Origin of the sequence: Pseudoalteromonas sp. XMcav1-K (assembly GCF_044005875.1) — a bacterium.
Classification (GTDB): Bacteria; Pseudomonadota; Gammaproteobacteria; order Enterobacterales; family Alteromonadaceae; genus Pseudoalteromonas; species Pseudoalteromonas spongiae.
Map to the genome: position 1 here is coordinate 95320 of NZ_JBIPJE010000047.1, position 14393 is coordinate 109712.

The window sequence follows — 14393 nt, forward strand, 5'->3', positions numbered from 1 at the left end:
TGGCTAAATTCTTTTTCAAGGTATTAATTTAAATTTTTTTAATTAACCACCTAAACTTCATCTTTAGAGAACACTTCAACCCTATGAAATTAAAAATAAAAAGCATCATTTCAAATATTTTATTTTTTTCTGTGATTTTTTTCGTAATCACCACTTTTCAGCAGCGAAACTTACTCAGTAACGACCAACCAGCACCCTATTTTAATTTAGAAACACTAGAAACCGGCGAGCGAGTATCCATTAAATCGTTACAAAACCAACAAACTGTGGTTTATTTTTTTGCCCCTTGGTGCACCGTATGCAAACTCAGCATGCCAAACCTCGATAAGCTGGCTAAAAATGGCAGTATCAATGCCATAGCCATTGCCGCTGACTATGAGAGCAAACAACAGGTTGAAGCATTTGTAGATGAACTATCCCTCAGCATGCCAGTGTTATTAGCCGATAGCCACACCGCTAGCAATTATAAAATTGCTGCGTTTCCCACTTATTATGTGATTTCAGAAGATTTAAAAATTATTGCCAAGTCGATGGGTTACTCCACAGAATTAGGCCTAAGAGCTCGCAGCTTTTAGACAAAATAGCCATAAGCCATTAAAATACGCGTATCTTAATTTGCATTCGAGAATCCAATGCCTAAAGCATGCGCTTATCACATATTAGTTAATACTGAAAAACTTTGTTTAGAATTAAAAGAGAAGCTTAAAAAAGGAGCTGACTTTAACAAGCTTGCAAAACAACATTCAACCTGCCCGTCGCGCAAGCGCGGTGGCGATTTGGGCGAGTTTAATAAAGGCGATATGGTAAAAGCATTTGATGATGTGGTTTTTAAAAAGCCATTATTTGAAGTGCACGGCCCTGTAAAAACCAAATTTGGTTATCACCTAATTAAAACGGTATACCGCACTTAATTCTCTAAAAATAGTTTATTTAAAACTACCCATCGTTATTTGCGAATGATGCGATTGAGTTAATCAATTTCACAAATACGTTTTTCGCTGACACAATGGGCTTATTAAATTTAAAGAGGAAAGAATAATGTTTACAGTAATTTTTGGCCGTGATGGCTGCCCATTTTGTGTTCGTGCAAAAGAACTAGCAGAGCGTTTGACCCAGGAGCGTGATGATTTTAAATTCCGTTACGTAGATATTATTAAAGAAGGCGTATCAAAAGCGGATTTAGAAAAATCAGCTGGCAAGCCATGTGAAACAGTACCTCAAATCTTTTTAGATCAAAAACACATTGGCGGCTTCACTGATTTTGAAGCATACGCAAAAGAGCACTTAGGCTTATACGCTGAGTAATACCAATTCAATTATGTGTTTAAAAATTAAAAAAGCAGCCATTGGCTGCTTTTTTTGATATTGAAAATGCTCTAAAAGCTTAAACAAGCTCTTTTACTTTTTCCCAAATCGCTACCACATGGTCGCGGTCTTCATCAGTTAGTTCACCATTGCGATATGCTTTAACCAGTGACTTTTCGATTTTTTCATTTAACTCTTCGCAGCTTAAATCATCACCTTCAACTTGCGCGTAGCCTACTTGCAAGTCAAAGTGTCCACGTAAGTAACCACTTGCAAACAGCTCATCATCGGTCGCTGTTTCAATTAGTTTGTCAAAGTACTCATTGGCCTTATCAACATACGCTAAAAATTGCATTTATTTTTCCTCTTCAAGGCCCACTGCATACATCACATGATCGTTGTATCCAGTTACCACTTTTATAAAACCTGATAGTTCATCATCTAACACGCTGTCGCCTGTGTCACAAATAAGCGGACGGCCATTCAGCGCTTGCAGTTTACTTTTAGTTGCAACCACAATAATATTTTCTTTACCTACTTGACGAATAAGTTCAGGGCTAAGCTGCTGATTACCTCGACCAAAAATATGGCCTTGCCCACCAATTAAGGTGATCACAATTTTAGTCGGTTTGCCCTTGGTTAAATCAATTAACTGCTTTGCGGTGCAATCTGCGGCAATAACGTCTTGGTCGAGCACAACATCGACACCGAGTAAGGTGTTTTCAAGCCCCATTTCATCCATAATCGCAGCAACGGTAGAGCCAGAGCCCATTACATAATATTCGTCATCTTCCATTTCTGACACTACATAGGCCGATAAGTCAGCAAGTACTAACTCATCCGTTTCTTTGCCACCACTTTTTACTGCTTGCACATAGCGCAATTCGCTTGGCACCTGCATTTCGCCATAGCGTTTGGCTTTAACAACCCCTTCGCGAAATGCCGATTCATCAATATCCATTACATCAGCATCTGAAAGCGTAACTAGTTCGCCGTTTATCAGCATTTCAACAACGCGCCCTGCTGCTTTGGGGGTAATCGCATATACGCCAGAGTGAATTTTACAACCAGCAGGAATACCGAGTACGGTTGTATTATCGCTAACCGCACTGCACACATTGCGCGCTGTACCATCACCACCAGCAAATAAAATTAAATCAACGCCTTGTTCAATTAAGGTTTTAACCGTTAGCTCAGTATCAGCAGGCGATGTATTCTCACCTACCGTCAATACAACCTCGGTACTAAACCCCATTTCTTCAGCAAGGGTTTGCCCCATTTTGCCACTTGGGGTAAATATTTGAATCTGTTCTTTATACGGCAAAAGCACTTCAAGTGCCGCTTGGGTGCGTTTATGCGATTTAGGCTCTGCACCAAGGGCAAGCGCCTCTTCAGTAACATTATCACTGCCTTTTAGGCCAACACTGCCACCTAAACCAGCAACAGGGTTAATAATAAGGCCTAGTTTAAACTGCTTCGTCATTGATTAATTCATCCTGCCAAGTAAATTGTGCGCGTGTTAACGGGTATGGTGTGTCATAAAAATCGCATAACGCCTTGATTAAGGTTTCCATACGCTTATTAAACCCGCTCTCAAGTAACTCACATACCTTTTTGTAAACCTTACGCTGAAATGCAAAGCGACACGTTTGTGCGCCGTTTAAGTTATCTGCTGATACATTAAAATTAAAGCCAGCTGCTACACTGAGCGCCCATTCTATGGCTTGTGGGTGCACTTCCACTTTTTCAAATTCAGCTTGCTGCGCTTCATCACGCCCATCAGGGCAATACCAGTAACCGTAATCTTCTAATAAGCGTCGAGCCTCACCTGCTACTAACCAATGCGCCACTTCATGCAAGCCACTGGCATAATAGCCATGGGCAAATTCAATACGATGAAATGCTGTATTGTCATCCGCTGGCAGATAAATCGGCTCGCCATCGCCTTTCACTAAACGTGTGTTTAATGTGCGCTCAAAACAGCCATTAAAGATGGTAATTAAATCTTGATAACGATGCATAACGATAGGTACAGCAAAAAATTGCTGGCATTTTAGCAAAAATAAAAAGGGGCTGAAATAGCCCCTTTTTTAAATATCTGCGGTAATTATTCAGCTTGCCCTGGAATCGGGCCAGGCTGCACATTCACATGCTTGTTTTGCCCTTGATGGCGCAATAAATGGTCCATCAAGGTAATTGCCAACATAGCCTCGGCAATTGGAATTGCACGAATACCCACACACGGATCATGTCGACCTTTGGTGATCATCTCAACCGCTTCGTTTTGCGTATTAATGCTTTTACCTGGCACTGTAATGCTCGATGTTGGTTTAAGCGCAATAGATGCGACAATATCTTGCCCTGTTGAAATGCCCGCAAGTACACCGCCTGCGTGGTTTGAGGTAAAGCCTTCAGGAGTGATGGTGTCGCGGTGCTCTGAGCCTTTTTGCTCAATCACTTCAAAACCGTCGCCAATTTCAACGCCTTTTACCGCGTTGATGCTCATCAGTGAATGAGCAATTTCAGCATCTAAACGATCAAACACTGGCTCACCTAATCCCACAGGTACATTTTTCGCAACCACAGTAACTTTGGCACCAATTGAATCACCTTCTTTTTTCAGCGCGCGCATATATTCATCAAGCGCATCTAGCTTAGTGCTATCGGGAAAAAAGAATGGGTTTTCTTCAACCACAGACCAATCAAATTGCTCTGCTTTAATTGGCCCAAGTTGCGATAAACACGCATTAATTTCAACACCATGAAATTGTTTTAAATACTTTTTAGCAATTGCGCCTGCGGCAACACGAATGGCTGTTTCGCGTGCTGATGAGCGACCGCCACCACGGTAATCGCGAATGCCATATTTGTGCCAGTAAGTATAATCACCATGACCTGGACGATACACATCAGCAATTTTTGAATAATCTTTTGAGCGCTGATCGCCATTTTCGATAAGCAGGCCAATGCTCGTGCCTGTCGTTTTACCTTCAAAAATACCTGATAAAATTTTAACGGCATCTTCTTCGCGGCGCTGCGTGGTGTAACGACTTTGCCCAGGCTTTCGTCTGTCTAAATCGATTTGTAGGTCAGCTTCACAAATCTCCAACCCCGGCGGGCAGCCATCGACCACCCCGCCCAGTGCAATACCATGGCTTTCGCCAAAGGTACTCACCTTAAATAATTGACCAATACTATTTCCGGCCATAACGTCTCATTTCCTCATTCCCAAATGGCAGCGTTGGTAGATACAGTGCCGCCAAACTGCGTTTTTTACTTAGTGACTATCCTAAATGTGCAATTAAATCTTGTTTATTAATTGCAAACACGCCTAAGCCGCCGTGTTTAAATTCAATCCATTCAAATGGCACGCCAGGATAAAGCGCTTCCATATGTACCATAGAATTACCCACTTCAACAAATAACCAACCGTTATCAGTTAGATGCTCTGCCGCTTCATTTAATAATGTACGAGTAACATCAAGGCCGTCTTCACCTGAGGCAAGGCCTAGTTCAGGCTCATGATGGAATTCATCTGGCAAATCGCCCATGTCTTCGGCATCAACATACGGTGGATTTGCCACGATTAAATCGTATTTTTGGCCAGGCACACCCGAAAACACATCCGATTGAATTGGGAAAACACGATGGTTTAACTGGTAATTAGAAATATTAATATCCGCTACTTCTAATGCATCAAACGAAATATCAACCGCATCGACTTCAGCATTTTCAAACGCTTGTGCCAGTGCAATAGCAATACATGCCGAACCTGTGCACATATCTAAAATTCGGGTAACTTCTTGTTCTGGGTCTAGCCAAGTATCAAACTTTTTATTGATAAGCTCAGCAAACGGTGAACGCGGCACTAATACGCGCTCATCAACATAAAACGGTAGGCCTGCGAAATAAGCTTGATTGGTTAAGTAAGCAACTGGTACACGTTCATTAATGCGCGCCGCAATTAACGCCACCAGCGTTTCTTTTTCAGACGTGGTCAGTTTGCTGGTTGCAAGCTCTTTTGGCGCATCAATCGGTAAACTCAATGCCGGCATAATTAATTGTACTGCTTCATCCCACGGGTTATCTGAACCGTGACCAAAGAAAATACCTGACGCAGCAAACTGACTGGTCGTCCAACGTAACCAATCATTAATTGTATTAAGCTCTGTAACGGCTTCTGTTTGCATTGCCGAATCTAAAAATGCCTGTTCCATAATCAAGTTTCACTAGTGTTTAAAAGCACTATTGTAACGGTTTAAAGGCGCAATACTCTATGTTTTTTACATATTTTTGGCTACAATCGCGCCATGAAAAAAGATCACTCACTTTCCGATGACGACATTGCCCTTTTTCGCAGTGAAATGTCAGGCTCAAAAAAAATAAGCCAAGATACTGTTCATTTTAAAAAAGCGCAAAAAGCACCGGAGCAAACTACCAACACTAAGGTAAAACAGCTCGATGCTGAATTTTATTTCTCGGATGAATATATTCCAGACATAGACACATCAGGTACCGTTAACTTTGTTAAGCCTGGTGCGGATAGCTATTTAGCCAAACAATTACGCCGTGGTGACTTTGCTCCTGAACTTATTTTAGATATGCATGGCATGAATAAAGAAACGGCAAAGCTGGAGTTAGCAGGCCTTATCAGTGCGTGTAAAAAGCGCCATTTACGCTGCGCATGCATTGTGACTGGTGTGGGTGAGCGCGTATTAAAACACAAAGTGCCGCATTATTTAGTACAGCACCCTGATGTGCTGGCAATTCATCAAGCGCCGCTTGAATATGGTGGGCGTGGCGCGTTACTGATTTTGGTGGATATTCCAGAAGATCCGTTTTTCCGCTAATGTGTTTCAGCTAATAAAAAATGACTCAACTGAATCATTTTTTGTTTTAAGAAGCTTTTTCACCAACATCAGGTAAATGCATGGCGACTAACTCAGCTAAACCTGACTCTTCATTATAATGAATTTCAGCGACCGCCGCTGTTGCAAAAATTGGCATATTATCAGGACAAAATTGCTCAACGATATAACTGACAATTGGCATATGAGCGACCAAAATCCAGTTATTTAAGTTAGGTTTGTAACTGATCATTGCTTTAATCAGTTCTGCAGCGTTTTCAGCATCACCACTTGGAATAAAGTCGTCAAAACTGTCTTGGTAACGAATGCTTTCTTGTTTTGCCGTAACAATTTCGGCCGTTTGCAAAGCACGAAGGTAAGTACTTGTTAGTACAGCATCTATTTTACAGTCCTGCTGTAATTTACTCGCCATTGCGGCCACTTCAAGTCGACCTATATCTGTTAGCATTCTGTTTTGGTCATTTACCGTCAAAGACTGTGCTTGACCATGACGCATAATAAAAATTTTTTTCATAACAATGCTCAATAAGGCAAAACCGTAAAACTACAAAAAATAACGACTTTGCTATAGCCAAATCTATGATATGTCCGCTATATTAGCTTTAAAGCAATAAAAACTCAGGTAGTTTTTAGTTTAGCTGTGTTGCTTCCAGATCCACTTCAATCGTGTTGATAAGCGATTATTCTTTTCTTTATTAGATACGGAGCAAACCTTGATAACCAGCAGCAATGATAGCAGAATTTATCAGTCCCTAAAACTGGACAATGGTCTAAAAATCTTAGTGATTGAAGACGCTGCCAGCGATAAATCAGCGGCGTCACTTACCGTAAATTGCGGACACTTCGACGACCCTATCAGCCGTCAAGGTTTAGCACACTTCTTAGAGCACATGCTATTTTTAGGTTCAGAAAAATACCCTGAGCCCGGCTCTTTTTCACAATTTTTATCGCATCATGGCGGTAATTGTAACGCGTGGACAGGCACAGAGCATTCGAGTTACTTTTTTGAAGTCCTGAACGAACACTTTTTACAAGCGCTTAGTCAGTTTGCTGATATTTTTCATGCGCCGCTTATTTTACCGTCTGCATGTGAGAAAGAGCGCAATGCCATTGATGCAGAATTTAAATTAAAGCTGAAAGACGATTCACGTCGCATTTACCAAGTCCATAAAGAAACGTGTAACAGTGCCCACCCATTTGCAAAATTTTCGGTCGGCAACCATCAAACCTTAGTTAATAAAAACGAATGTATTAGCGAAGAGATCCGCGCTTTCTTTTTAAAACACTACCAAGCACAAAACATGACCCTAGTGATTTCAAGCAATACGCCTTGCGAACTCATGAAGGTTAAAATAGCGCAACTATTTAATTGCCTTAGTGGCAACCCTAAACGCGAAAAACCCAATATTGAAGCACCACTTTATCTGCCTGAAAACATGTGCCAGTCAATTTATATTGAGCCACACAAACATATGCAAAAGCTCATTGTATCGTTTGCGCTGCCCAGTATTGATAATTTTTACCGCGAAAAAACAGTAAGCTTTATCGCCCACCTAATTGGCTACGAAGGCGTATGCTCACTTTATTCGGTGTTAAAAAAAGCGGGATGGATTAACGGGCTCAGTGCCGGTGGTGGTATTAATGGCAGTAACTTTAAAGATTTTAACATTAGTATTGCACTGACCGACGAAGGCGAAAAACATAAAACCGCCATTGTGGAATACCTGTTTTGTTACCTGCAGCTGATTGCCAAAGCCGAAACCCCGCTATTAGAGCGCCTTTACCAAGATAAAAAAGTGCTGATGGACATCGCGTTTAATAATCAAGAGAAATCCCGCGTACTGGATTGGGTTAATAGTTTAAGTGTCAATATGCATCACTATCCAGATGAGCACTTAATTTATGGCGATTACATAATGACAGGCTTTAACCGTGATCAGTTTGATAATGTGTTCACGCTGTTAAATGCCAATAATATGCGCCTGATTCATATCCACCCTGACGTGCCAACCGATGTCAACGCAAAGTGGTATGGTACGCCTTACAGCATCAAAAAAATATCGCAACCTTGGTTAGACTCACTGGAAAAAGTAGATGCGAACGCCGTTGAACTAACCCTGCCAACCAGCAACCCTTATTTAACAAAGCCGGTTGTGCTGCATCCGATAGAGCATAAACATAAAACACCGGAAAAACGCGTTTCAAGCGACACGTTCGAATTTTGGTATAAACAAGATTCCACCTTTAGAGTCGCCAAAGGTCATTTTTACTTGGCGCTAGACAGTGAAATTACGGTGCAAAACGTTAAAAATATGGCGATGACACGCCTGTTTGCTGACCTTTTTATGGATAAAGTCGCTGAGCAATTTTATCCGGCTGAATTAGCGGGCATTAATTATCAGCTTTCAGCTCACCAAGGCGGTTTAACGCTGCACACTTGGGGGTTAAGTGGTAATCAAATTGAATTAATCGGTGAAATTTTAAATGAGTTATTGATCTGTAAATTTGATTCAATTCGCTTTTATGAATACCAACGTCAGCTTGTTCGCCATTGGCAAAATGGCAACCAAAGTAAACCGGTTAGTCTTTTATTCTCAGAACTGAGCGCTACATTGCTACCGTGGAATCCAACGCCGTTAAAACTTGCCGAAGCGATTGAACAAATCAGTTTCTGTGAATTTAACGCATTTTGTAGTCAGTTATTTGAAGCCCTGCACTGTCAAATTTTAATGCATGGCAACTGGACACCATTAGAAGCCGACGATTGTGTAGCATTAATCAGAGAAAAACTAAAAACACGCACCACTATTGCTGATTTAAACCGCCCTATCGTAACGTTAGATAACAAACAAGAGCAAACCCACGATGTGCCGCATCCTGACAATGCGCTGGTAAGTTACTTCCAAGCAAGCTCTGATTCAATCAGCGAAAAAATCAGGTTAATGGCACTAAACCATTTAATCAGCCAAGACTACTTCCACGATATGCGTACCGAAAAACAGCTTGGCTATTTAGTTGGCTCAGGCTTTGCGCCTTTAAATAATCGCGCTGGTATCGCATTTTATATTCAGTCGCCAGAAATCGCGTCCGATATTTTAGCCCAACACAGCAATCACTTTTTAGCCAACTATCATCAGAAAATTAACGCCATGAGCGATGAAGATTGGCAACAAGCCAAACAAGCATTAATGATGCAAATTGTTGAAAAAGATAAGAACCTACGTCTTAAATCACAGCGGTTTTGGCTTGCAATCGGCAATGGTGATGGCCAATTTAATATGCAGTACCAGTTAAAAACTGCGCTATTGCAATTAAGTAAGGCGCAATTAGTAAGTTATAGCAAACGTTTATTTAGCGAAAATAGTACACGTCTTGAGCTAAAAACCAAAGAAAAGGCCGCAAAACAAGCAACTAGTTCACAATCGGTTAAACAAGCTTTGACACCATAAAGACAATCCCTTAGTGTAAGGGGGTTAAATACAATGCGTTAAGCCAATGCCCAATAAAATAATAAAAATAATTGCTGGGTTTACTGGTTTGTTTACTGCTTTTTCAAGCGATGCACACCAACCCACGCTGCTAGACTCCAAGCTGGTGATCCCACTTGCGCTCGCAACATTAAGTTTGCTGATAGCGCTGGTTGCTGTTTTGCGCCTGCGACGCTCGCAACTTGCCTTAAAACGTTCAGAACATCGATTTAAAAACAGTATATTAGCAAGTGGCGATGCTGTTTGGGATTGGCACATTAGTGAACATCGCCTAGAGCGCATTAATGACGGTTTATTTAATGCCATTGACCACACTCCCGATTTACCACCTAATAAATCAAATATCCACCCATCTGATCTACCGCACGTTGAACAAATTCTTAAAAAACACCTGTCAGGGGAAATTTCGCATTTCGAAGCGAGTTACCGTGCGAAAGATGCAAATGGCGATTGGCGTTGGGTACTCGATAAAGGCCGCGTAATTGAAACGGATACGGACTTAAAACCACTTAGAATGATGGGCACGGTCAAAGATATTGGTTCGGTGAAACAAACCCAAGAACGTTTAAATTTACTGGCAAACTGTATTGAAAACCTCTCTGACCCTATTGTTATTTTTGATGCAAACTTTAATATTGTCGAAGTAAATCAGGCCTACTTAAGCTATTTTGGCGGCACTACTGCAAATCACATTGGCACCCCTTACCGACTTCCAGGTTACGACAAAACAAAAACAAGCCAGCTGTACAAAGCAATACAAAAAAAATCGCACTGGCACAAAGAACTAACATTTAGCAAAGACAAGCAAAGCACGTTTTTCTCACTTTCTATTGACCGCATTGATAACAAAAAGAGCAATCTGCGCCACTACATTGCAGTTTACAACGATGTCACCGACAACAAGCAAACTGAATTGGCACTGCAAAAACTGACCAATCGCGATCGCTTAACCGGCCTGCCAAACCGTAATCAGTTCTTTAGTAATATGAAATCCCTTGTCGGTAGCAAAAACCGCCATGCATTATTAGTATTTGATTTAGACAACTTTAAAAAAATTAACGATAGTTTAGGCCATCACGCAGGTGATATTTTATTGTGCCGTTTAGCATCGCGTCTATCCAAACGCACTCGTGAGCGCGACCAGTTCTATCGCCTAGGCGGTGATGAATTTGCACTTGTAATGCAAAACACTAATGATATTCATACCATTACACAAGCTGCCAAAAGCTTTTTAGCGCTGATTGAAGCACCATTCCATATGTCTGGGCACGAGCTGGTGATCACCTCAAGTGTGGGCATTGTGCTCTTCCCTGAAGATGGTAATACACCAGAACTACTGCTTAAAAACGCAGACACGGCAATGTACCATGCAAAACAACATGGTAATCGTTACTTGTTCTTTAACGATGCCATGAACCGCCAAGCGGTTAAACGCCTACAAATCGAAAACTTAATTCGTTATGGCTTAAAAGAAGACCACTTTAAAGTGTTCTACCAGCCTAAAATGGACATTAACAGTGGCGAACTTGTCGGCATGGAAGCGCTAGTGCGCTTTATTACACCAAATAAGGGCCTAATAAGCCCAGCCCAATTTATTCCAATCGCTGAAGAAACAGGCCAAATTGTTGAAGTAGGTGAAGTGGTGCTCGAAAAAGCCTGTCGCGATGTAAAAGACTGGATTAACCGCGGTTTATTTGATGGTCGTGTGGCAGTGAACCTTTCCGCAAAACAGTTTATGCAGCCAGATCTCATTGGCAGTATTGATAAAATACTAAAACGTGAAGGACTCGCGTCGTACTATTTAGAACTCGAAATCACCGAAGGCACTATCATGGAAGATCCAAAAGATGCTATTCGCATTATGAATACGCTAAGTGCTCGCGGTATTCATTTAGCAATCGACGATTTCGGCACGGGTTATTCATCACTCGCTTATCTTAAACAATTTCCGCTAAACACCCTAAAAGTTGATAAAGCCTTTATTGACGACATGGGCAATGAAAAAGGTAAGAATATGGTCGATTCAATCGTGACGATTGCCCACAACCTTGGCTTATCTGTGGTAGCTGAAGGTGTTGAGTACGAAGATCAAGTGGAGCAATTAAAAGAACTAAACTGCGCGACAGTGCAAGGCTATTTTTACTCTAAACCGCTTTCACATGAGCAATTTGAACAGTTTCTACTAGCTCGCTGTAAAGAAGCGCATTTGCCGCCAAGAGATTTGGAACAAGAAGTAAAGCTGAGCCTAGTGCAATAACACACTAGGCGCTCTGATTTATGCACTAATACGTGTAAAAACAAAGCCTAGTGACTTTCTTAGTAACATTCGCTGTTTAACATTAATTACACTATATACCGCAGGCCCAGTTAATAACCCCGCGATCGCCCAGCGCTTGCCAACTAACCCAAAGCGGCCCGCCACAACAGCGCTCATATAACCATTAATAATTAATAACGCGAATAAATACCAAAGCATCGCTTCTCACCAAGCACAACATAAAATCGGGGCGCTATAGTACAAAAAAAAGCTCAAAAAATCGATGATTAATTGAGCTTTCAGGGTGAAATCTATACTAAACGTTTACTGAACAAGAACCCTTAACTTGCGCTTGCCTGCTCCGTATAAAACGCTGCTTTAGCTTCTGCCATCGCGATTAATGGCTCGCACGGTGTAAAGTGCTTATTGTACTCTGCAAATGTTGCTAAGCGCGATGCTAAATGCCCTGCACCTAACGAATCCATGTAACTAAATGGACCGCCCAGGAACGGTGGGAAACCAATACCAAATATTGCGCCAATATCACCATCGCGTGCACTTGTAATAATGCCTTCATCTAAGCAGCGTGCCGCTTCGTTTAGCATTTGCGCAACACAACGCTCTGCAATTTCTTCTTTATTCAAGCGTGGATTTTTACTAACGCCAAGCAATTCATACACAGACTCATCGACTTTTTTATCTTTCTTATCGTAAACAAAAAAGCCTCTACCACTTTTACGACCTAAGCGACCCGCATCAATTAAGCGTGAGAAAGCATCTGGTGCTTTAAAACGCTCACCCAGCTCTTTTTCAAGAATTGGCGCGATTTTCGAGCCAATATCAATGCCTACTTCATCAAGTAGTGTCATTGGGCCTACTGGGAAACCAAACTCGACTAAGGCTTCGTCAATCTTTTCAATTGGCTCACCAGCAAGTAATAAGTTTGCCGCTTCGTTAACGTAAGGCGCTAAAATACGGTTTACATAAAAACCGGCTTTGTCCTTTACAACAATCGGTGTTTTACCTTGCTTGCGAGCAAAGTTTACAACGCGCGCAATGGTTTCTTTCGCTGTTTTCTCATGAGGAATAATTTCCACTAGTGGCATTTTTTCAACCGGTGAGAAATAATGAAGACCAATTACATTTTCAGGACGCGCTGCATTTTCAGCAATTTGACCTATTGGCAGCGAAGATGTGTTCGACGCAAAGATTGTATTTTCATTACAATTTTCTTCGATATCTGCAACCATGCTTTGCTTCAGTTTTAGATCTTCAAATACCGCTTCAATAGCGATATCGGTATTTTCAAAACCAGCGTAATCGGTGCCACCCGTAATACGTGCCATTTGAAGCTGCAATTCAGCTTTAGATAAAATACGGCGTTTTTGCTTTTTATTCAGAATTTTAAAGCTGTAGTTAAGTGCACCAGAAATGCCTTTTTGTGCAATGTCTTTCACACGTACACGGGCACCTGCTTTACATGCACTCACATGTGCAATACCAGCGCCCATTAAACCACCGCCTAGCACAGCAACATTTTCAGTTGGCTGCGATTGCTCATTCCACTCTTTTTTCATTTCAGTGGTGGCAAAGAAAATACCACGAAGCGCTTTTGACTCTTTGCTCATTACCAGATCAGCAAAGCCTTGCGCTTCAATTTCATAGCCTTTAGCTGGTGCCATTTCAGCAGCAGCACGAATTGCTTTAATTATGGCAAATGGCGCTGGATAGTGACCGCCTGTTTTCTTCTCAACATTTTCAGTTGCTTTTTTGAAGATAATATTGCGACCAAATGGGTTCGACTCGAGTAATTGAGACACTTTACCAAGCTTTGGCTTAATGCTCTTACGCTTGCCTTTAACAGCAAATTTAAGCGCCACATCAAGTAGTACACTATTAGGTACTACATCATCAACAAGGCCTGCTTTTTTAGCTTGTTTAGGACGCACTTGTTTACCTGTTAGTGTCCATTCAAGTGCTTTTTGAATCCCTACCAGTTTAGGTAAACGTTGTGTACCGCCACCGCCAGGCAATAAGCCTAACTGTACTTCAGGCAGGCCTAACTTGGTATTACTGGCATCACTTGCAACACGATAATCGCACGCCAGTGCAAACTCTAAACCACCACCTAAGGTTGCACCATTCATTGCTGCAACGGTTGGGAAAGGTAGTTTTACTAATTCAGCAAATACGCTGTGACACGTTTGTGATAAATACAGCGCGTCATCGCGAGTTTTCGCGTTATCCAACATTTTAATATCAGCGCCTGCGATAAAATTATCTGGCTTACCGCTGATGAATACCATGCCTTTAATATTTTGCTCAACACCTTGTTTAATAACCGCATTAAGGTCATCAACAAAGCTGTCGCGCAGGGTATTCATTTTTTCCCCTGCTACGTCAATGGTGACAATCGCAATGTTGTCATCATTAACCTTAAAATCAAATACTGAGTTCGCTTGTTCAGCTGTCATA

14 protein-coding genes are annotated in these 14393 nt (G+C 41.5%); 6 read left to right on the forward strand and 8 right to left on the reverse strand.

Annotated elements, in window-relative coordinates:
- Nucleotides 1–83 precede the first annotated feature (83 nt).
- The 3 genes from ACHSBP_RS16225 to ACHSBP_RS16235 all read left to right on the forward strand — a co-directional run bounded on the left by ACHSBP_RS16225 (nucleotide 84) and on the right by ACHSBP_RS16235 (nucleotide 1305).
- Nucleotides 84–575, forward strand: a complete 492-nt coding sequence (locus ACHSBP_RS16225) for a TlpA family protein disulfide reductase (protein WP_395389618.1) — start codon at nucleotides 84–86, stop codon at nucleotides 573–575.
- 57 nt (nucleotides 576–632) lie between these two features.
- Nucleotides 633–911: a peptidylprolyl isomerase PpiC gene (gene ppiC / locus ACHSBP_RS16230; protein ID WP_010560675.1), complete on the forward strand. Its 279-nt coding sequence runs from the start codon at nucleotides 633–635 to the stop codon at nucleotides 909–911.
- Between the two features lie 127 nt (nucleotides 912–1038).
- A complete protein-coding gene (locus ACHSBP_RS16235; RefSeq protein WP_010560676.1) occupies nucleotides 1039–1305 on the forward strand; it encodes a GrxA family glutaredoxin in 267 nt (88 codons plus the stop codon).
- Between the two features lie 79 nt (nucleotides 1306–1384).
- On the opposite strand, the gene ACHSBP_RS16240 is transcribed toward ACHSBP_RS16235, so the two are convergent.
- From ACHSBP_RS16240 to prmB, 5 genes are all read right to left on the reverse strand, one after another.
- The gene (locus ACHSBP_RS16240) at nucleotides 1385–1660 is read right to left on the reverse strand and encodes a YfcL family protein (RefSeq protein ID WP_394226819.1); all 276 of its coding nucleotides are present in this window, start codon (nucleotides 1658–1660) and stop codon (nucleotides 1385–1387) included.
- Nucleotides 1661–2788: an ATP-NAD kinase family protein gene (locus ACHSBP_RS16245; RefSeq protein ID WP_395389620.1), complete on the reverse strand. Its 1128-nt coding sequence runs from the start codon at nucleotides 2786–2788 to the stop codon at nucleotides 1661–1663. It lies immediately after the preceding gene.
- A complete protein-coding gene (locus tag ACHSBP_RS16250; protein ID WP_395389621.1) occupies nucleotides 2772–3326 on the reverse strand; it encodes an elongation factor P hydroxylase in 555 nt (184 codons plus the stop codon). Before ACHSBP_RS16250 ends, ACHSBP_RS16245 begins: the two co-directional genes overlap by 17 nt.
- Nucleotides 3327–3412: 86 nt before the next feature.
- Nucleotides 3413–4513, reverse strand: a complete 1101-nt coding sequence (gene aroC, locus ACHSBP_RS16255) for a chorismate synthase (protein WP_395389622.1) — start codon at nucleotides 4511–4513, stop codon at nucleotides 3413–3415.
- A 76-nt stretch (nucleotides 4514–4589) separates the two neighbouring features.
- The gene (gene prmB, locus ACHSBP_RS16260; RefSeq protein WP_010560681.1) at nucleotides 4590–5522 is read right to left on the reverse strand and encodes a 50S ribosomal protein L3 N(5)-glutamine methyltransferase; all 933 of its coding nucleotides are present in this window, start codon (nucleotides 5520–5522) and stop codon (nucleotides 4590–4592) included.
- Between the two features lie 93 nt (nucleotides 5523–5615).
- Here prmB and smrB point away from each other — a divergent pair, with 93 nt between their 5' ends.
- The gene (gene smrB, locus ACHSBP_RS16265; protein WP_010560682.1) at nucleotides 5616–6155 is read left to right on the forward strand and encodes an endonuclease SmrB; all 540 of its coding nucleotides are present in this window, start codon (nucleotides 5616–5618) and stop codon (nucleotides 6153–6155) included.
- 46 nt (nucleotides 6156–6201) lie between these two features.
- Here smrB and sixA read toward each other — a convergent pair whose 3' ends face one another.
- Nucleotides 6202–6687, reverse strand: a complete 486-nt coding sequence (gene sixA / locus ACHSBP_RS16270) for a phosphohistidine phosphatase SixA (protein WP_336434683.1) — start codon at nucleotides 6685–6687, stop codon at nucleotides 6202–6204.
- Between the two features lie 199 nt (nucleotides 6688–6886).
- On the opposite strand from sixA, the gene ACHSBP_RS16275 reads away from it, so the two are divergent.
- Both ACHSBP_RS16275 and ACHSBP_RS16280 read left to right on the forward strand, forming a co-directional pair.
- On the forward strand, nucleotides 6887–9622 hold the full coding sequence (locus tag ACHSBP_RS16275) for an insulinase family protein (RefSeq protein ID WP_395389624.1): 2736 nt from the start codon (nucleotides 6887–6889) through the stop codon (nucleotides 9620–9622).
- 46 nt (nucleotides 9623–9668) lie between these two features.
- The gene (locus ACHSBP_RS16280) at nucleotides 9669–11918 is read left to right on the forward strand and encodes an EAL domain-containing protein (protein ID WP_395389625.1); all 2250 of its coding nucleotides are present in this window, start codon (nucleotides 9669–9671) and stop codon (nucleotides 11916–11918) included.
- 18 nt (nucleotides 11919–11936) lie between these two features.
- On the opposite strand, the gene ACHSBP_RS16285 is transcribed toward ACHSBP_RS16280, so the two are convergent.
- Both ACHSBP_RS16285 and fadJ read right to left on the reverse strand, forming a co-directional pair.
- Entirely contained in the window at nucleotides 11937–12137 is a 201-nt protein-coding gene (locus ACHSBP_RS16285; protein WP_010560686.1) for a hypothetical protein, read from the reverse strand.
- Nucleotides 12138–12259: 122 nt separating this feature from the next.
- Nucleotides 12260–14392 (reverse strand): fatty acid oxidation complex subunit alpha FadJ, encoded by a 2133-nt coding sequence (gene fadJ / locus ACHSBP_RS16290; protein ID WP_395389626.1) that lies wholly within the window; start codon nucleotides 14390–14392, stop codon nucleotides 12260–12262.
- Nucleotide 14393 lies beyond the last annotated feature (1 nt).